The 18,957-nt window shown below is 68.0% G+C and carries 18 protein-coding genes; 8 read left to right on the forward strand and 10 right to left on the reverse strand.

Annotation, left to right across the window (positions count from 1 at the left end):
• Positions 1-10 precede the first annotated feature (10 nt).
• On the forward strand, positions 11-1,705 hold the full coding sequence (locus tag LQZ87_RS05660) for an MFS transporter (RefSeq protein ID WP_230102492.1): 1,695 nt from the start codon (positions 11-13) through the stop codon (positions 1,703-1,705).
• Positions 1,706-1,767: 62 nt separating this feature from the next.
• Here LQZ87_RS05660 and LQZ87_RS05665 read toward each other — a convergent pair whose 3' ends face one another.
• From LQZ87_RS05665 to LQZ87_RS05675, 3 genes are read right to left on the reverse strand one after another with little or no spacing between them, the layout of a single operon-like run.
• Positions 1,768-2,904 carry an FAD-dependent oxidoreductase gene (locus tag LQZ87_RS05665; RefSeq protein WP_230102493.1) on the reverse strand — a complete coding sequence of 379 codons (1,137 nt, stop codon included), beginning with the start codon at positions 2,902-2,904 and terminating at the stop codon, positions 1,768-1,770.
• Positions 2,901-3,104, reverse strand: coding sequence for a ferredoxin (locus tag LQZ87_RS05670; RefSeq protein WP_230102494.1), 204 nt, complete (start codon positions 3,102-3,104; stop codon positions 2,901-2,903). The genes LQZ87_RS05665 and LQZ87_RS05670 overlap by 4 nt, the downstream gene beginning before the upstream one ends.
• A 23-nt stretch (positions 3,105-3,127) precedes the next feature.
• Positions 3,128-4,300 carry a cytochrome P450 gene (locus LQZ87_RS05675; RefSeq protein ID WP_230102495.1) on the reverse strand — a complete coding sequence of 391 codons (1,173 nt, stop codon included), beginning with the start codon at positions 4,298-4,300 and terminating at the stop codon, positions 3,128-3,130.
• A gap of 204 nt (positions 4,301-4,504) precedes the next feature.
• On the opposite strand from LQZ87_RS05675, the gene LQZ87_RS05680 reads away from it, so the two are divergent.
• From LQZ87_RS05680 to LQZ87_RS05705, 6 genes are read left to right on the forward strand one after another with little or no spacing between them, the layout of a single operon-like run.
• On the forward strand, positions 4,505-5,470 hold the full coding sequence (locus LQZ87_RS05680) for a phosphotriesterase (protein ID WP_230102496.1): 966 nt from the start codon (positions 4,505-4,507) through the stop codon (positions 5,468-5,470).
• A 1-nt stretch (position 5,471) separates the two neighbouring features.
• On the forward strand, positions 5,472-6,440 hold the full coding sequence (locus tag LQZ87_RS05685) for a phosphotriesterase (RefSeq protein WP_230102497.1): 969 nt from the start codon (positions 5,472-5,474) through the stop codon (positions 6,438-6,440).
• A gap of 3 nt (positions 6,441-6,443) precedes the next feature.
• The gene (locus tag LQZ87_RS05690) at positions 6,444-7,583 is read left to right on the forward strand and encodes an NAD(P)/FAD-dependent oxidoreductase (protein WP_230102498.1); all 1,140 of its coding nucleotides are present in this window, start codon (positions 6,444-6,446) and stop codon (positions 7,581-7,583) included.
• A gap of 9 nt (positions 7,584-7,592) precedes the next feature.
• A complete protein-coding gene (locus LQZ87_RS05695; RefSeq protein ID WP_230102499.1) occupies positions 7,593-8,537 on the forward strand; it encodes an alpha/beta hydrolase in 945 nt (314 codons plus the stop codon).
• A complete protein-coding gene (locus LQZ87_RS05700; protein WP_230102500.1) occupies positions 8,537-9,460 on the forward strand; it encodes an MBL fold metallo-hydrolase in 924 nt (307 codons plus the stop codon). Before LQZ87_RS05695 ends, LQZ87_RS05700 begins: the two co-directional genes overlap by 1 nt.
• Complete coding sequence (locus LQZ87_RS05705) at positions 9,460-11,181, forward strand: CocE/NonD family hydrolase (protein WP_230102501.1); 1,722 nt, start codon at positions 9,460-9,462, stop codon at positions 11,179-11,181. The genes LQZ87_RS05700 and LQZ87_RS05705 overlap by 1 nt, the downstream gene beginning before the upstream one ends.
• Before the next feature lie 79 nt (positions 11,182-11,260).
• Here LQZ87_RS05705 and LQZ87_RS05710 read toward each other — a convergent pair whose 3' ends face one another.
• The 7 genes from LQZ87_RS05710 to LQZ87_RS05740 all read right to left on the reverse strand — a co-directional run bounded on the left by LQZ87_RS05710 (position 11,261) and on the right by LQZ87_RS05740 (position 17,181).
• Positions 11,261-12,466, reverse strand: coding sequence for an MFS transporter (locus tag LQZ87_RS05710; RefSeq protein ID WP_230102502.1), 1,206 nt, complete (start codon positions 12,464-12,466; stop codon positions 11,261-11,263).
• A 90-nt stretch (positions 12,467-12,556) separates the two neighbouring features.
• On the reverse strand, positions 12,557-13,336 hold the full coding sequence (locus tag LQZ87_RS05715) for an ABC transporter ATP-binding protein (RefSeq protein WP_230102762.1): 780 nt from the start codon (positions 13,334-13,336) through the stop codon (positions 12,557-12,559).
• A 40-nt stretch (positions 13,337-13,376) separates the two neighbouring features.
• Entirely contained in the window at positions 13,377-14,150 is a 774-nt protein-coding gene (locus tag LQZ87_RS05720; protein WP_230102503.1) for an ABC transporter permease subunit, read from the reverse strand.
• A complete protein-coding gene (locus LQZ87_RS05725; protein WP_325471205.1) occupies positions 14,147-14,977 on the reverse strand; it encodes an ABC transporter permease in 831 nt (276 codons plus the stop codon). The genes LQZ87_RS05720 and LQZ87_RS05725 overlap by 4 nt, the downstream gene beginning before the upstream one ends.
• Entirely contained in the window at positions 14,974-15,942 is a 969-nt protein-coding gene (locus tag LQZ87_RS05730) for an ABC transporter substrate-binding protein (protein ID WP_230102504.1), read from the reverse strand. Before LQZ87_RS05730 ends, LQZ87_RS05725 begins: the two co-directional genes overlap by 4 nt.
• 132 nt (positions 15,943-16,074) lie before the next feature.
• Positions 16,075-16,719 carry a GntR family transcriptional regulator gene (locus LQZ87_RS05735; RefSeq protein WP_230102505.1) on the reverse strand — a complete coding sequence of 215 codons (645 nt, stop codon included), beginning with the start codon at positions 16,717-16,719 and terminating at the stop codon, positions 16,075-16,077.
• A 297-nt stretch (positions 16,720-17,016) separates the two neighbouring features.
• Positions 17,017-17,181, reverse strand: coding sequence for a hypothetical protein (locus LQZ87_RS05740; protein ID WP_230102506.1), 165 nt, complete (start codon positions 17,179-17,181; stop codon positions 17,017-17,019).
• Between the two features lie 232 nt (positions 17,182-17,413).
• Between LQZ87_RS05740 and LQZ87_RS05745 the strand changes: the two genes are divergently transcribed.
• Complete coding sequence (locus tag LQZ87_RS05745; RefSeq protein WP_230102507.1) at positions 17,414-18,952, forward strand: MFS transporter; 1,539 nt, start codon at positions 17,414-17,416, stop codon at positions 18,950-18,952.
• Positions 18,953-18,957: the final 5 nt, after the last annotated feature.

The following is an 18,957-nucleotide window of genomic DNA, read 5'->3' on the forward strand; positions in this document are numbered from 1 at the left end:
AGTTCCCCCTATGTCAACGCAGACCAGTACGATCATCGCCTCGCGCGGGTCAGTGCGGGCGACGTTCATCGCCGCCTTCCTGTCCGTGACGCTGGCCCAGACCGCCTACGCGGTTCCCGGCGCCCTCAACGGCGCCTTCGCCGCCGAGTTCCACGCCACGGGCGCCGGCCTCACCTGGATCACCGCCATCTTCGAGATAGGGATCGTCGCGTTCGAGCTGACCTTCGGCCTTCTCGGCGACCTGTTCGGCCGCAAGAAGCTGATGATCGCCGGATCCCTGTTCGTCGTCGTCGGCGCAGCCCTGTCGGCCCTCGCCACCGACATCACGTTCATGATCATCGCCCAGGCCGTGATCGGCATCGGAGCGGGTCTGCTCTTCCCGATCGGACTCGCGATGGTGTCGGCGCTCACACCCGACAAGGCCAAGCGCTCCCGCGTCATCGCGACGTGGGCCGGGTTCCTCTCGCTCGGCGCCGTCATCTCGCCGGTCATGGCCGGCGTCACCGCGCAGTTCCTCACCATCCCCGGCGCCGAGCCCGGCGCCCCGAACGAGTTCAGCGGATGGCGCGTCTCGTACTGGATCATCGCCGCCGTCGCCGTGATCCTCGTCGCGATCTCCGCCTCCACCCGTGACTCGTCGGCTCCGGCCGGTCGCAAGCTCGACCTCCCCGGTCAGATCACGTTCGCGCTCGGTCTCATCGCCGTGCTCTACGCGACGGTCACCGCCGTCGACCACGGCTTCGGCTACTGGCAGGTCATCGCCGCCTACATCGTCGGTGTCGTGCTGCTCGTCGCCTTCGTCGTCATCGAGCTGCGCTCGCCGGCGCCGCTGCTGCACCTCGAGCTGTTCCGCAACCGCACGTACTCGACCGCTGCCATCGTCGCCGTCACGGGCATGTTCGCATTCCTCGCGATCTGCTTCGCGACCTCGATCTCGATGGGTGCGCTCGCTCAGGAGCCGGTCTGGGTCATCGGCGTGCTGTTCATCATCATCCAGGGCCCGGCGTTCGCGCTGTCGCCGGTCGTGGGGCGCCTGATCCACACGGTCGCCCCGCGCTGGCTGCTGACCAGCGGGTTCCTGCTCATGGCGATCTCGGGCTTCTGGCTGTCGTCGTACACCGTCGGCGTACCGGCTCGTTTCGGCGGTACCCCGTGGACGGACTTCATCCTGCCCCTGCTGCTGCTCGGCATCGGATTCGCGCTCACGATCGGGTCGATCACGGCCGTCGCGATCAACACGGTCCCCGAACACCAGATCGGCATGGCCTCGGCCACGACGAGCCTCATGCGCGACCTCGGCTTCACGCTCGGCCCCGTGGTCGGATCCGCGATCGCGTTCGGCGTGGGCGCCTCGGCGTTCGCGCTCCCGATCGTCAGCGTGCTGCAGGGCACCGGCATCCCGCCGGAGGCCGTGGAGGGCCTCTCGCACGTCCCGCCGCTCGCGTGGCTGTCGGGCTGGGAGGGCGTGGTCGGCCAGTTCGCCGGCGAGATGGCCGCGGCCGGTGCGCCGGCTGAGGCCGTCGAGGGTGCGGTCGCGTCGATCAACGCGGCTCAGGGCGACATCATGGGTCTCGCCGGAGCCTCGCTCGGCGGCGGCTTCAGCATCGTCTACGTCGTCGCCGCCGTCGCGGCACTTGCGTCCGCCGCGCTCACGCTGTTCCTGCCGAGCGGCAAGAAGGCAGAGGCCGAGCTGATCGCGGAGTAATCCCGCAACGAGAACCGGCCCCGGGAGATCATCCCGGGGCCGGTTCTCTATGTGGGGCGGTGTCAGTCGGATGCCGGATCCGTCAGCCGCCGCAGCCGGGGGATCGGGATGCGGTGATCGATCGCGATCACTGAGCGGATGCGACGCCGGCCCTGCCAGCGCAGCAGTGCCGGCGTCGCATCCGGTTCGCCGATCAGCACCTCCGGCGCTCCCTGGACGGGCAGTGGGCCCACGGCTTTGAGGCTGTGGCCGAACTGCTCGGTCCAGAAGTAGTTCTGGAAGCGCAGCTCGGGCGCTTCGGCGTCGAGAAGAGCGGATGCCGCGGCCTTGGCCTGCTCGATCGCACTCGTCCACAGTGGCGTGCGCACGCCGTCGCGACCCCAACGGGCGACATCGCCCGCCGCGACGATCCCTGGCGCGACGAGCCCGCGGTCGTCGGTGCGGAGGTGCCCATCCCGCAGCAGACCCGAGGAGGACAGCCACTCGGTGTTCGGCAGGTCGCCGACTGCGCTGATGAGCGCGTCGGCGCCGAACACCCTGCCGTCCCCGGTGCGCACGACCGCTCGATCGCCGTCGGCGTCGACGGTCGCGGTATCCGTCACCACGATGTGCAGGCCCTGCGCTGTCGCGGATTCCGTGAGGATGCCGGACACATGCGCACCGAGCTGCCGGGACATGGGCGGCGAGGTGGCGATCAGGGTCACCCGGCATCCTGCGGTCACGGCGCCGGACGCGATCTCCATGCCGAGCACCCCGCCGCCGAGCACGACGACGTCCGGCTGATCGGCGAGGCGATCGCGCAGCGCATGCGCGTCGTCGAGCCCGCGCAGCGTGAGCTCGCCGGGGTGATCGCTCAACCGGCGGGCGCGGGACCCGGAGGCGATCACCAGTCCGTCGAAGGGCAGCTCTGTGCCGTCGTCGAGGGTGATCGTTCGTCGGTCGGCATCGACGCCGATGGCAGAGACCCCGCGCACCTCGCGCGCGCCATGTGTGGCGGGCGCGAGCTCATGCGCCGAGAGATCGCCGTCGAGCTTCAGCAGCGCCTTCGACAGAGCCGGCCGACTGTAAGCGGCGTGCGACTCGGACCCGACGACGACGAGCTCGCCGTCGAAGCCGCGCTCGCGGAGCGTTTCGCAGGCGGTGAGGCCGGCGATGCCACCGCCCACGACGACGACTCTGCGCAGTGTCGTACTGCTCATTCCGTTTCGGCGCCGGCCAGTCGCAATGCGGCTACCGGGCACACGCGAACCGCGGCCTGCGCGCGGGCGATGTCGGCTCCGTCGACGTCCACGACGTCGATGACGAGTTCGCCCTCGTCGTCCAAGTGCATGAGGTCGGGGGCGGCCTCCTCGCACAGGCCGTGGCCCTCGCAGCGGGGACGATCGAGTTCGATGCGCATGGTGTCCTCCTTCAGGATCGCGGTCATGCCGGCACGACCGCGCGAACGGGCAGGCTGTGGATGCTGCGTGTGATGTTCGACGGCTCGCGGACCTCGTCGCCGAGTTCGAATGAGCCGACGTGGGTCGCGAGTGCCCGGATTACGGCGTGCGCCTCCAGACGAGCGAGCCCCTGACCGGCGCATCCGTGCGGTCCGTAGCCGAACGACAGGTGGTCGACCGGGTTGCGTGTGACGTCGAAGACGTCCGCCGTCTCGTAGTGGCGGGGGTCGCGGTTTCCGGAGCCGAACAAGATCGCCACCTGGGCGCCCTCCGGGATCACGACGCCGTCGACCTCGACGTCGCGCGTCGCGCGACGTCCCCACGCGTGCACGGGGGCCCAGTAGCGGAGCACCTCGTTGAACGCCGCGGGGATGAGTGATGCATCCTGACGCACCAGCTCGAACTGCTCGGGGTGGCGACCGAACAGGGCCACGATGTTGCCGATCGACGCGATCGTCGTGTCGACACCTGCGCCGAGGTACTGGTGGATGATGTGGCCCGCGCTGCCCGCGGGGATCGCGCCGCGGGTCTCGGCGTCGAAGATGCCGCGCCCGATGGATCCCTCGGCGAGGTCGGCGGCGGTGACAGTGCTGCACCAGCCGTACAGTTCACCGGCGATGGGGAAGTTCTCCTGCGTGCGCTGGTTCATCGGACCGATGACCTCCATCGCGGCCTGGCCCCAGCGCATCATGTTCTCCTTCACCTCGCCCGTGAAGCCGATGAGGTCGGCGACGATCTCGAGCGGGAAAGCGCGGGCGAGGTCGTCGATCGCCTCGAAGCCTCCGCGTGCCGCCAGCTCAGCCACGAGCGCGTCGGCCTTCGCCTCGATCTGCACGCCCAGGCCGCGCAGGGCGCGTGGGGTGAGGTTCTCGGACAGGGTCGCACGCAGCGTGGTGTGCTCGGGTGGGTCGGAGCGCAGCGAGGTTCCTGCGAGCGCCTCGTTGACCATTGGGTTGAACCCGATCGTGGCTGAGGAGAACGACTCCCAGTCGGCGAGTGCGTCGCGGATGGCTCCGTAGCGGGTGAGGGCGTAGACGTCGTTACGGGGCAGACGCACGACGGCGCCGAGCTCGCGCAGGGCCGCGTACGTCGGATACGGATCGACGAGCACGTCGTCGGCGAACAGGTCTATGTCAGATGTGGGTGCTGTCGTCATGATTCTCGTCCTCGAGTCTCGTGTCGTCCGCCTCCGTGGCGGATCACTTTACAGACAGTAAACCGTTCGTCGCATGACTTGTAAAGCGCTCTTTGATCACTGAGCAAGTTCGCTTGACAAGCTGTAAACCAAACTGGCAGGATCAACACATCCCCCGAACGCGACGTCGTGCGTCTGGGCGAAGACTCAATGGAGAGGGATCCTGTGAGCACAACCGTCAACACCGTCCTCGGCCCGGTCGCGGCCGAGGAGCTGGGCGTCGTCGCAATCCACGAAGCGCTGCTGTCCGTGGTGCCTGGTGCACAGTACGCGTACGACATCGACATCGATCGTGCCGAGATCTTCGAGATCCTCAAGGCCAAGCTCGAGGCGTTCAAGGCAGCCGGCGGCGGCACCATCGTCGACCGCACCGGGATGTTCCACGGCCGCGACCTGCCGCTGTACGAGGCGCTGTCCCGCACGACGGGTGTGCACATCGTGGCATCCACCGGCATGGGCCCGGAGGAGAACCTCGGCGGCTACTTCCTCACCCCCCAGACGAACCCGCCGACTCCCTGGCCGGCCGAGCGCTTCGCCGAGCTGTTCGGCGCCGAGGCGACCGAGGGCATGGTTCTGCCGCGCGTCGAGCGCCGCGCCGCCGCCGGCCTCATCGTCACCACGCAGACCACCGCGGGCGCCACCCCGACCGATGACAGCCTGCTGAAGGGGGCTGCGCGCGCCGCCAAGGAGTCCGGTGTTCCGCTGTCGTTCTCGGCTCCGGCTGACACGATCGGCGCCCTCGAACGCGCGCTCGCCGAAGGGCTTTCCGCCGACCGCATCATCATCGGCGGTCTCGACCGCACCGGTGCCGTAGACACCGTTCGCGCGGTCGCCGAGCGCGGCGCGAACGTCGCGATCGACCACGTCGGGCAGTCCGATGCCGACCTCCTGAGCGACGACGAGCGCGCAGCCCTGGTGGCCGAGCTCACCGCGGCCGGCCACGGCGCCCGCATCCTGCTCTCGGCCGGGGCTATAGGCGTGGCCAAGGGTCATCCCGAGACCGACGTCGCCTACGACGCCGTGCTCACCGGCTTCACTCCGAAGCTGACGGCCCTCGGCCTCGACGAAGACAGCATCCACGGCATCCTCGTCACCAACCCTGCAAACCTGCTCGCCGTGAAGGAGGCCTGACATGACCCGCGTGAACACCGTCACCGGACCCATCGCCGTGGAGCAGCTCGGCTTCACCTCGATCCACGAGCACATCGGCTACGGGATGCCCGGCAGCGAGCTCGACACCCGCTGGTGGAAGACGCCGGAGCAGCGCTACGAGGAGACGATCCCGAAGCTGCGGAAGTTCGCCGAGTACGGCGGGCAGACGTTCGTGGACGCCACCGGCATCTGCAACGGCCGCGACATCGACTACTACCAGTCGATCTCCGAGAAGACCGGCATCAACATCATCGCCGCCACCGGCTTCGTCGGCGGAGACACGGCGCTGAAGCACTTCGCCGAAGCGAGCGTCGAGTACCTCGCCGAGCAATTCATCCACGAGCTGACCGTCGGCATCGGCCGCTCGGGCGGCAAGGCCGGCATCATCAAGGTCGGCGTCAGTCGCGGATTCAAGATGCTGCCGCTCGACTTGCGCATCTACCGCGCTGCGGCCCGCGCTTCGCTCGCCACCGGCGCGCCGATTATCACGCACCTCGCGGTCGACGCGCAGTCCGCGATCGACGTGTTCGACGAAGAAGGCCTGCCGCTCACCCGCGTGCTGTTCGGCCACGCCGACGACGGCGTCAGCCAGGGCAAGGTCGATGAAGAGGGCATCGTCGGCGCCGGCGGACGCATCGGCTTCGACACCTTCGGCTACGACCTCGAGCTCCCAGACCCGCCGTTCTGGGGCCGCCACCGCGACGAGCGCTTCCAGCACCTCATGCGCTACCTGCGTTCAGGGCAGATCGACAAGGTGCTCGTCGCCGCCGACGCCAACTGCAGCCCGCTGGGCTGGCCGGGCGTCAAAGGCCACACGATCAACTACCTGTTCGAGCAGCTGATCCCCGACCTCAAGCAGGACGGCGTCTCGGATGCTGTCATCGACCAGCTCTTCGTCGGCAATGTTGTCGACTTCTTCTCTACGACCACCCCCCTCGAAGGCGAGTGAACCATGGATCTCAACGGACTGAACGTCGCCATCATCGGCGCCGGATACGCAGGCGCCTCGACCGCGAAGGCTCTGAGCCTGCGCGGCGCGAACGTCACCGTCTACGAACAGGCCCGCCAGTCGGGTGAGGTCGGCGCCGGCATCGGCCTGCGCCCGTCTTCGATGGCCGCCTTCCGCGAATGGGGTGCCTTCGACGCGATCGCCGCGGTGAGCACGGCCAGCAACGGCATCCGCATCCTCACCCCGCAGGACGAGCTCGTGCACGCGGAGGAATGGCCCGAGAAGGAGCAGTTCGGCCTCACGACCCACCTCATCCACCGCCGCGACTTCATCGATGCGCTGATGTCGGTGCTCCCCGAGGGCATGGTCAAGTTCGGTCACCGCATGGAGTCCATCGTCGACAACGGCGTCACCGCCACCGTGAACTTCGGGAACGGCGAGAGCGTGACCGCCGACCTCGTGATCGGCGCCGACGGCATCAGCTCACGCGTGCGCAACGCGCTGTTCAGCGACAACGCCCCGGTGTTCGCGCACGAGCACGCCTACCGCGCCGTGTTCGACATCTCGCTCGTGCCCGGCGTCTTCGACGAGGACGACGACTTCCGCGTCTACTTCGACGCGCCGACCAACCGTCACCTGTACCTGCTGCCGCTGCGTCACCGCGGTCAGGTGTCGTTCGACATCACGGTGCCCTCGGACGACGAGACCTGGTCGCCGGCGGTCACCCGCGAGATCATCGTGGCGTCGCTTGCGGGCTTCGACCCCCGCTTCGAGCAGGTCACCCGGTCGATCGACATCGACACCATCAACTGCCGCTCGGCCTACGACATCGACCCCGTCGACACCTGGCACAGCGACTCGGTGGTGCTCGTCGGCGACGCCGCGCACGCCATGCTCCACCACCAGGGCCAGGGTGCGAACTCGGCCATCCTCGACGCCAAGGGGCTGGCGGATGCTCTCGCTGCGGCTCCCTCGGTCAAGGAGGGGCTCACCGCCTTCCAGTCCGCCCGCAAGCCGATCACCGACGGGTATCAGAAGGTCTCCCGCAGCGGCTGGGACCCGGAGGCGCTGGATGACGGATTCCCCGGTCAGCACGGCGACGCAGAGCGCGACGACGCCGAGCCCGCGACGGCCGGAGCCTGAGGAGACGACATGCCCCTGCATCCCGAGATCGCCCGCATCCTGGCATCCTTCCCGCATGAGGAGCCCGGCCCTCTCGACCCCGCCGCCATGCGCGCCGGCGAGGAGTCGCAGGTGCCAGCGCTCGAGGACCGCCACCCCGTCGCGCACGTCGCCGACCGGGTCGTTCCGACGGCGGCAGGCGACGTGCCGGTGCGGGTGTACTTCGACGGATCGGACGCGGATGCCGCGACCGGTGCCATCGTGTACATCCACGGCGGTGCGTACTTCCTCGGGAGTCTGAACACGCACGATCACGTCGCCCGCCAGCTGGCGATAGCGACCGGTCTGCGCGTGTTCTCGGTGGGCTACCGCCTGGCGCCGGAGCATCCGTTCCCCGCCGCGATCGACGACGTCACCGGCGTCGTCGAGTGGATTCTCGCATCCGGGCAGGACGCAGGCTGGGACGGCCCTGTGTGGGACGGCGGAGTCCTCGCGCTGGTCGGCGACAGTTCGGGCGGCACGGTCGCCACCGTCGTGGCATCCGCCCTGCACGACCGCGGCATCGACCGCGTCACGCACCAGGTGCTCTACTACCCGTCAGTCGACCTGGACCTCGATCCGCAGCGCTACCCGTCGATGGTCGAGAACGCCACGGGCTACGGCATGGAGACCGCGGGCATCGCGCCGTTCAACCAGTTCTACTTCGACAGCGGTGCCGACCCGCAGGATCCGCGCGTCTCGCCCATCAAGCGCCAGGACCTCTCCGGCCTGCCCCCGGCACTCATCCTCACGGGCGAGTTCGACCCGATGCGCGACGAGGGCGAGCTATACGGCCGGCGTTTGCAGGATGCCGGAGTGCGCACGGTCGTGCACCGTTACGAGGGGGCGGGGCACGGCTTCGTGCAGCACTTCTCGTGGCTGCCCGAATACGGCACGGCCCTCGCCGAGACCGCCGCGTTCCTCAAGGAGGCGTGATGGTCGACATCCACCCGCTCGTCGCTCCGTGGGGCCGGTTCGGCCTGCGCAGCTTCTTCATCGACGCACCGGAGCCGGCGATCGTCGACACCGGCGTGACCGAGTCGCCCGAAGGCATGCGCGCCGGGCTCGAGGCGATCGGCCGTCGCATCGAGGACGTGCGCTGGATCCTCCTGACGCACGGCCACATCGACCACGTCGGCGGCGCGCACGCCCTGTGGGAACTCACCGGGCGCAAGGCCGAGGTCGTCATCCACCGCGACGACGCATCGATGCTGCGTTCGCGCGAGGCGCACGTCGACGAGTGGCGCTCCGGCCGCGGGCGCTGGTTGAAAGACCCCGAGGGCGAGGCCAAACAGGAGGCGTCGCTGCGCGCGGCGATCAGCGGCGAGATGGAGCCGACGCTTGCGCTCGAGGGGGGCGAAGTGCTCGACCTCGGCGGCGTCCGCGTCGCAGCGCACGCGATCCCTGGCCACACCGCCGGCGCCATCGCCTACGTGGTCGAGGAGTCCCGCGACGTGTTCGTCGGCGACGCCGTGCAGGCGTACGGCGCAGCATCCGGATTCCCCGGCTACGAGGATGCCGACAAGTACCGGGCGAGCCTCGAGTTCCTGCGCGATGAGGTGAGGCCCGAGCGTCTGTACCTCGGGCACCCGTACCGCCGGGCGGACGGCTCACCGTTCCCCGAGGTGCTGGATGCCGCGGACGCGCTCGAGGCGATCCAAGGCAGCATCGACAACGAGGCTCGCATCCGTTCTGCGGTCCTGCCGTACCTCGCGGGCGCGCTGGTTTCGACCGATTCCCCGTACTCGCCGTTCCAGTCCGTCGCCGAGCAGCTCGGCTACACGGGCGACCCGACGCTGGAACCGGCCCCCTTCTTCACCACCATGAACGCGTACGTCACGCAGTTCGGAGCAATGTAATGACTGACACCCAGACGATCAAGGCCGGCGGACGCGACTTCGACGTCCACAAGGACCTGCGCGTCCCGATGCGCGACGGCGTCGCCCTCGTCGCCGACGCGTACGGAGCATCCGCCGACGAACCGCGCCCGGCACTCGTGGCGCTGAGCCCCTACGGCAAGGAGCTGCAGGCGCTCGCGCTGACCATGCCGCCGCAGCGTCGCCCCTCGCCCATGTGGGACGGCTGCATCGAGGCCGGCGACATCGCCCGCGTGATCGACGAGGGCTACGTCCATGTCATCGGCGACCTGCGCGGCTCCGGCGGCTCAGAGGGTGAGCACATCGGCAATTACAACGCCGGCGGCGTCTCGCTCGGTCAGGACGCCTACGACTTCATCGAGTGGGTCGCCGAGCAGCCCTGGTGCGACGGCCGTGTCGGCATGATCGGCATCTCGTACTTCGGGTCGATGCAGCTGCTCGCCGCCGCTGAGCGTCCGCCGCACCTGAAGGCGCTGTTCATCTCGGGCGGCCACTACGACTTCTACGAGACGACCTACCACGGCGGCATCATGTGGTTCATGCCGCGTGCGGCCCGCGAGGGGCGCGGCGGCGACAGCGGCTGGGCGTTCACCGATCGGGTCAAGAGCCGGATGCTGGAGACGCTGTCCGATGAGGACGTCAAAGCCCGCGTCGCGGCGCGGTTGGCCGACCCCGACGTGCAGGCGTGGCCGAACCTCGTGCACACGCTGCACTATCCGACCAACCACGAGGCGTGGTTCGACATCATCACCAACGAGCTCGACGGCGAGTGGTACGAAGAGCGCAACCCCGTGAACCTCGCATCACAGGTCGAGGTGCCGGTGTGGCTCCAGATCGATCAGGGCCGCGGCTGGACTCTCGACGGCACGATCGAGGCGTACAACCAGCTCGCAGGGCCCAAGAAGCTGACGATCGGTTCGTACCCTCCGATGCAGTCCCGGCCGTGGGTCGAGGAGCACGACAAGATGTTCCGCTGGTACGACTACTGGATCAAGGGCATCGAGAACGGCGTCATGGACGAAGCGCCGGTGAGCGTCTTCGTCGAGGGCACGCGCGAGTACGCGACCGGCGACCAGTTCCCGCCGAAGCCCATCGAGTACAAGCCGCTGTACCTGCGCACGCGCGGTCGCCTGTCGTCCGAACCCGAGACGATGGATGCCACGGCTGCGGCTCCCGACGGCTTCTACCAGGCACCGCTCACGGTGACCGACAAGGTCGAGGTGCTGCGCTGGGCGACACCGGTGTTCGAGGAGCCCGTCGAGATGATCGGCACGGGTGCAGCGCATCTGTTCGTCGAGATCGACCAGCCCGACACGAACCTCATCATGCGGTTCTGGGACGAAGCCCCTGGAGGCAAACGCCAGCTGCTGACCTCGGCATATCTGAAGGCCTCGCACCGCGAACTGGACGAGGAGCGCACCCGTGAGGGCGACCCGATCCATCCGCACACGCGTGCGATTCCGGTCGAGCCAGGTGTGATCGAGGAGTACGTGCTGCGGATCTACCCGTTCGCGGCCACGCTGCTGCCCGGTCACCGCATGATCGCCGAGCTGTCGAACGACGAGCCGCTGGTCGACGAGCACAACTCGCTGCTTCCGCCCGACGCCTTCCACCTGCCGGTGGGGCGCGCGGTGGCGCATAAGGTCTACCGCGACTCGGAGCACCCGTCTCGGCTCGTGCTGCCGTTCACGGTCAAGAAGTAGCCCACCACCCCGAGAACCGCCTTGCACGGTGACAATTGCCGTGCCAGCACGAGTTTCGTCGTGCGAAGCGAATCTCGCTCTACGTACGCGGCTCGAGCACGAACCGGTCTCGACCGGCGTACACGCCGAACACGGCCTGCGCGCTCATGCTGACGAGCAGGATGACGAGCGGGAGCGTCCAGCTGCCGGTAGTCGCGTGCACGGCTCCGAACAGCGCGGGCCCGACCGCGGCGATCGCGTAGCCGATGGACTGCGACATGCCCGACAGGGCGGATGACGCGCCATGGTCGCGCGCCCGATCCGCCATGAGCGTGAGCGAGACCCCGAGAGAGAGGCCGGAGAAGGTTCCGAGCGGGACGACCCAGATGCCGACGGCATCCGGCCAGACCATGAGACCGGTGATTCCGGCGATGCCGAGCACCGGGAGCAGCGCCGGCGTCAGCCGCGCCGCGCGCCCGCGCATGACGAACGCCACGGCCAGGGAGCCGACCAGCGAGAAGATCTGGTAGATCATCACATCGACGCCGGCGAGGGCTGCGCTGCGTCCGGTGTCGAGGGACATGGAAGCCAGCCACGTCACCAGCACGTAGAACGTCGTCGACTGCACGCCCATGTACCCGGCGACCTGCCACGCCACGGGGTCCCGCCAGATCCCGGTTCTCGGTGCGCGGCCGGTCGGGGCGCCGCGCATCGCTCGCAGTTCGCGCCGCCTCGTCGCCCACCAGGCCGCGAGCGCGACGGGGGCGAGGGCTCCGCCGGTGATCAGCAGCGATACGCGCCAGCCGGCGCCGGCGTCGCCGCCGGTCAGGCCCGCGAGAGGAACGGCGAGGCCGGATGCCACCGCGCCGGCCCCGCCCAGGATCGCCGAGTACACGCCCATCATGAGCGGCACACGCAGCGGGAAGTCGCGCTTGATCACGGCCGGAAGGATCACGTTCCCGACCGCCAGGGCGACGCCGATCAGCCCGGTGCCGACCCAGAGCCACACGGTCGAACCCGGGAGAGAGCGCACGACCACGCCGACGGCGAGCAGCCCCATGGCGGCGAGTACGGCTCCGCCGAGGCCTAGCCGCCGTCCGAATCCGTGCGCGAACGGCGAGACGATGGCCCAGGTGATGAGGACGATGGTCGACAAGGATCCGAGGAGCGCCAGCGGGATGCCCGTGTCGTCCGTGATCCGCTCGATGAGCGGACCGACCGCGGTGACAGCCGGGCGCATGAGGGTCGCGACCAGGCACAGCGCGATGATGGATGCCGCGCCGCGCAGCATCCGGACACGTTTCACTCTCGAACCCTCCCACGAGCTCGCTCCGGTCGCGAATCCTGCCGTTCTGACGCCGCCGATGCGGCAGGATTCGCGACCCGAACCGGTGGATCAGGCGGACGCGGCCTGCTCGTCGCCGCCGCGGTTGCCCTTGGCCCGCTGGATCTCGCCGTAGATGTGATGGCGCAGTTCCACGAATCGCGGGTCGGAGCGCGTGGACAGCTGGTCGCGTTCGTCCGGCAGGTCGATCGTGACGTCGTCCTGTACGACGGTGGGCCGGTTCGACAGCACGATCACGCGCTGCCCGAGGTAGACGGACTCGTCGATGTCGTGCGTGACGAACAGCACCGTGACACCGAGCTCCTTCCAGATCTTGCGGACGAGGTCCTCGAGATCGGCGCGAGTCTGCGCGTCGACCGCGGCGAAAGGCTCGTCCATCAGCAGGATCTGCGGACGGTACGCGACGGCGCGGGCGATCGCGACGCGCTGCTGCATTCCACCGGACAGCTGCCACGGGTACTTGTCCGCAGCGTCCGAGAGCCCGACGGCCTCAAGGGCGTCGGTGGATCGCTCACGGCGCTCGGTCTTGGAGAGCCCCGCGGCCTTCAGCGGCAGTTCGACGTTCGCCTGCACGCTCATCCACGGGTACAGGCTGCGCCCGTACTCCTGGAAGACGACGGCCATCGTCTTCGGCGGGCCGGTGATGGCCTTGCCCTCGAGCTCGAGACGCCCGGCGGTCGCCGGCAGGAGACCCGCGATGCACTTCAGCAGCGTCGTCTTGCCGGCGCCCGACGGTCCGACGATGCAGACCAGCTGCCCCTGCGGGATGCTGAACGTCAGATCGCGGATCGCCTCGACGGCTTCTGCCTGCGGCGTCGGTGCCGGGTAGATCTTGCGAAGGCCCTCGACGAGGAGGACGGGTGTGGTGGTTTCAGGACTCACGTTGGACTTCTCTCAATCCGTGGTACCAGCGGAGGATGTAGCGCTCGACGTAGCGGAACAGCACCGCCAGGGCGAGACCGATCAGACCCAGCAGCAGGATGCCGCTCCACATCTCCGGGATGGCGAAGTTGCGCTGGAACTGGACGATGGTGAACCCGAGGCCGGAGGAGGTGTAGAACAGCTCCGAGATGACCATCAGGATCAGAGCGATCGACAACGACTGCCGCACGCCCGTGAGGATCTGCGGTGCCGCGGCTGGCAGGATCAAGTAGCGCAGGCGCGCCATGCGACCCAGACCGTAGCTGCGTGCGGTGTCGCGCTGCACCTCATCGGTGGCGCGGACGCCCTCGACGGTGTTCAGCAGCACCGGCCACAGTGAGCCGAAGATGATCACGAACACCTGCATGCGCCAGTTCACGCCCATGACGATCATGAGCAGCGGCAGCAGCACGGGCGGCGGGATCGCGCGGAAGAACTCCAGCAGCGGCTCGAGAAGCTGGCGGAGCGGCCGGAAGGATCCGATCAGCAGACCCAGACCGACGCCGACGACGACGGAGCCGATGATGCCGAGCGACAGGCGGCCCAGACTCGGCAGGAGGTCGTTCGTGAAGCGCTCGCCGAACCAGGTGTCGAAGAACGTGCCGACGAGTTCGCCGGGGCTCGGCACGAAGAACGTCGGATTGACCATCGTCGAGACCCACCACAGCAGAACGAGGACCACCGGCAGCGCGAGCAGGAAGAATGCGGCCTTGAGGAACTTCATCCCGCCACCTCCATCCGCACCGAGGTGTGCCAGCGCAACGTGCGCCGCTCGAAGAATCGCACGACGAGGTTGATGGCCACGCCGATGAGGCCGGTGGCGAGGATCAGCGCGTACATGCTCGTGATCGCTCCGCCCTCGCGCGTCTCGGCGATCTGCTTGCCGAGACCAGGAGTGCCGATGATGAGCTCTGCGGTGATCGCGAGGATCAGTGCGACGGCGGCGGCGAGCCGGATGCCGGTCATCAGATACGGCAACGCAGTCGGCCACATGACGTAGCGGATCCGCTGGAAGCGGCTGAGTCCGTAGCTGCGGGCGGTGGCGTCAGCGACGGGGTCGACGTCCTTCGCGCCGTAGATCACCTGCAGCAGCACCTGCCAGAACGCGGCGTAGACGATCAGCAGGAGTCCTGCCTGGATCTTCACGCCGAACAGCAGAACCGCCAGCGGGATCAGCGCCACCGATGGAACCGGGCGCAGGAACTCGATCGTCGAGTGCGTGAGGCGCTCGAGGAACCGGCTGGATCCGATGAGGAATCCGAGCACGGTCGCGGCGACCACCGCGATGAGCAGACCGAGCGACCAGCTCAGCATCGTGTCGCCTACGTCGCGCCAGAACGCCCGGTCGACGACGTACTGTCCGAAGCGGACGAGCACGTCGCTGGCCGGTGGCACGAAGCGGGAGTCGACGAGGCCCAGACGGGAGACGAGCTCCCACAGGACCAGGAAGCCGACCACGCCCGCCGCGCCGAGCAGCGCCGCCTGGGGCGAGGAGGAGGTGCGGCGGCGCAACCGCCGCACCTCGCTCACCGTGTTGAGGAGAGCTGTCACGGCAGAAGGTTGTCGAAGTCCGGCTCGGCCTTGAGGACGCCGTACTCCAGAGCCGCAGCCGCGAGCTTCTCGCTCGAAGCGCGGTCGAACTCGGTCGGGTACTTCGGCAGCGTGATCTTCGCGAGGACCTCGGGTGAGGTCTTCGTGTACGTCGCGATGATCTCGCGCACCGCGTCCGGGTTGGCGTCGGCGTACTCGAGCGACTTCTGCATGGCGGCCTGGAACTTCGCCAGCAGGTCGGCGTCGACGCTGCTGAGCGCGAAGTAGGCGGCGATGTCGAGCTTCGGGTCGAAGTCGGCGTACGCGTAGGTGACGACTTCGAGGCCGGCGTCGATCGCGGCGGTGACGAACGGCTCGACGACGAATGCGGCATCCACCTGGTCGTTCTCGACGGCCGCGACGGCGTCGGGGAACGGCACCTCGACGAAGTCGATGGTCGAGGAATCGGCGCCGGCTTCGTCGACGACCGAGCGCACGGCCGTGTCGTTGATGTTGCCGACGCTGTTGCTCGAGACGGTCTTGCCGGCCAGATCGGCGGGCGAGGAGATGCCCGAGTCGGCCTTGGTGACGACCGCGCCCATGTCCTTCGACGTGTCACCAGTGGTGGCGACCGCGGAGGAGACCATCTTGATGTCGAGGCCCTGGTCGGCTGCGACCATCAGCGACAGCTGGTTGCTGAAGCCGAACTCGTAGTCGCCCGAGACGACGGCCGGAACGATCGCGGCGCCGCCGGTCGCGGTCTCGATCGTGAGGTCCAGGCCCTCGTCCTCGAAGAAGCCCTGCGCGTCGCCGAGGTAGATGGCCGCGGTATCGGCGATCGGGATGACGCCGACGGTCACGGGCGTCAGATCACCCGAGCCAGCGGCGTCGCCGTCGCCACCGCCTGCGGGTGCCTCAGAGTCGGTGCATCCGGTCAGAACCAGCGCGGTGATCGCCGCGAGGGCGAAGAAGCCTGCCTTTTTCATGTCACTCCGTTGTGTGAATGGTGGGGGATTCCGAGCGGATGCTGTTCCGCTCGCTGGCCCGAACGTATCCATCCGCAGATGACGTTGTCAATAATGTTCGCGAGATTGATAACAATCGGCACGAAACGCCGGTCAGGACAGCGCGGGAGCCTCCGCGAACGAACGCAGGGTCGTGATCACGCTGCCCACGTGGATGCCCATCGCCGCGCTGGCGGCCTCAGGATCGCGGGCGCAGACGCCGTCGATGATCGCGAGATGCTCCGGCAGGGACAGGCTCGGCCGCCCAGGGACGAGGAACAGGCGGAACTGATGCCGCACCATCTGGCCGTGCAGCTGCTCGAGCACACGGGTGGATGCCGAGTGATTCGCGATGTCGCGCAGCGTGGAGTGCAGCGTCGAATTGAGCTCGGAGTAGCGCATGAAGTCGTTGCGATCGACGGCCGCGCGCATGTCATCGCCGACCTGGCGGAGGAAGACGATCTGCTCGTCGCTCACCTTCTCGGCCGCTCTGGCTGCGACGAGACTTTCGACCGCCTGACGGATCTCGGTGATCTCGATGGCCTCGTCGACCGTGATCTCGCGCACGCGGGCGCCGCGATTCGGCTGCAGCTCGACGAGCCCCTCGGAGGCGAGCTGGATCAGGGCGTTGCGCAGCGTGAAGCGGCTGGCTCCGTACTCCTCGGCGAGGTCGGCTTCGATCAGTCGCTGGCGAGGGGCGTACGCGCCCCTCAGGATCGCCTCGCGCAGCTGGCTGCGGACGTCAGAATTATCAGGCACGAGTCCCTCTCCGGTGAGCAAGATTGTTGACAATCTAGCGGACGGCGGGCTGTGTTCACCAGCATCCGGACTTCAGGATGCCGGCGTCTTGGACTGGCGCGCGCGGCGGCACGCAACCTGTTCTCGTACGTCGATTCGCTGCCCGATGGAGTGAGCGCCGAGATCGGTGAGACCGTGCGGGACCTCGCGGCTGCCATGATCCGCTCGTCCTGGACACGAAACCGGGTCGCGACACATGTCGCGACCCGGTTTCGTCGGGTTGGGCCCGATGGGGTCAGGCCCGGTCTGCTGGGGATATCAGACGCGGTTCCGGCCGCCGATCACCCGGAAGAGGAAGGCGATCAGGGCGATGACTCCGACGATGAGCGCGACCCAGAGGAGCCAGTTGAGCGCGGAGCTGAGGCCACCGACGATCGCGAGGACGATTGCGACAACGATGATGATCACCAGGGCGATGTTCATGGGGGAGTCTCCTTCGGTTGTGAAGCTTCGATGCTGGCACGCAGTTCGGTGGAAGCAATTGGGGTTGACGCGCGCGATCGTGCGGTGCTAACAGGCGCCCGCTCGAGCTCCGCACGCGTGATATCACGCGGAACGCCGAATCGCCTGCGAGGACTTCAAGAACCGGCGTATAGCTTTGAGCGCGTTCAATCGGCCCTTGAGGAGTGATTCAATGTCCAGCCGAAAGAAAGCAATGACGAAGCGCAGAAGGCTCGAGGTCGACGACGTCCTCGTGGTGAAGAAGTCGAAGCTGCGCACCGCGATATCCGGAACCGTCGTCGGCAACTTCATGGAGTGGTTCGACTTCGGAATCTACGGCTACCTGGCCGTGACGCTGACAGCGGTATTCACCTCCGATGCCCCCGGCGGTCTCGGCCTGCTGCTGACGCTGTTCGGATTCGCCATCTCGTTCCTGGTGCGTCCACTCGGCGGATTCATCCTCGGGCCGCTGGGCGACAGGATCGGTCGTCAGCGGGTGCTGTTCCTGACGATGACCATGATGGCCGTGGCCACCGCACTGATCGGGATGCTTCCCACATCTGCGGCCATCGGCCTGTGGGCGATCGTGCCGCTGTACTTCCTGAAGATGGTGCAGGGCTTCTCGACCGGCGGCGAGTACGCCGGTGCGACGACGTATGTGTCGGAGTTCTCTCCCGACCGCTCGCGCGGTTACTGGTCTTCGTTCCTCGACGTGGGTTCCTACGTCGGCTTCGCGGCCGGCGCCTCGACCGTGGCCATCACGACGTGGATCGTCGAGGGCATCTCGGGTTCCGGCGCCATGGAGGCGTACGGCTGGCGGATCCCGTTCCTCGTCGCGATCCCGCTCGGGGCCGTGGCCATCTGGTTCCGTCTGAAGATCCCGGAGACCCCCGCCTTCGAGGCCGAGGCCGAGGCCGACGATGCTCGCCTGCATGATGCCGACGATCCGCTCGGCCGGCACGGCATCATCGGGATCTTCCGCCATCACTGGCGGGTGATCCTCATCGGCATCGCGCTGGTGGCGGCGACCAACACGGCCGGCTACGCGCTGACCAGCTACATGCCCACCTATCTCGAGACCGAGGTCGGGGTGTCCAACCTGATGGCCGCGATCGCCACGGTCCCGGTGCTCATCGTGATGAGTGCCTGCTTGCCGTTGATCGGCAAACTGTCCGACCGCATCGGGCGCAAGCCGGTCTACGGGATCGCGGTCGTCTCGACCATCGTGCTGATGATTCCGGCGTTCACGATCATGCAGATCGGGCAGGAGTGGGCGGTCATGCTGGCCCTCGCGATGGTCGCCATCCCGGTCGCGTTCTACGTCGCGATCTCGGCATCCGCTCTGCCGGCGCTGTTCCCGACCGCCTCGCGCTTCGGCGCCATGGCGATCGCGTACAACCTCGCCGTCTCGCTGTTCGGCGGCACGACTCCGCTGTTCAGCCAGGCGCTGATCGACCTCACCGGCAACACCTACATGCCGGCGTTCTACATCATGTTCTTCGCGGCGCTGGGCGGCGTGGCGATGCTGTCGATGAAGGAGACGGCGCAGCGTCCGCTGCTGGGTTCGTTCCCGACTGTTGAGACGAAGGCCGAGGCCAAGGAACTGGTCGCCGAGCAGGACGAGAACGACCTGCTCGACACCAGCACGATGCCGCTGGACATCATCGTGCCTGCGGTCGCCGAGATGGAGCAGGAGCGTCGGGATGCCGACCCCGAAGCTGACGCTGCCGGGAAGAAGCCGGAACCGGTGTGACGCCC

The organism is Microbacterium sp. Bi121, assembly GCF_918698005.1.
GTDB lineage: Bacteria > Actinomycetota > Actinomycetes > Actinomycetales > Microbacteriaceae > Microbacterium.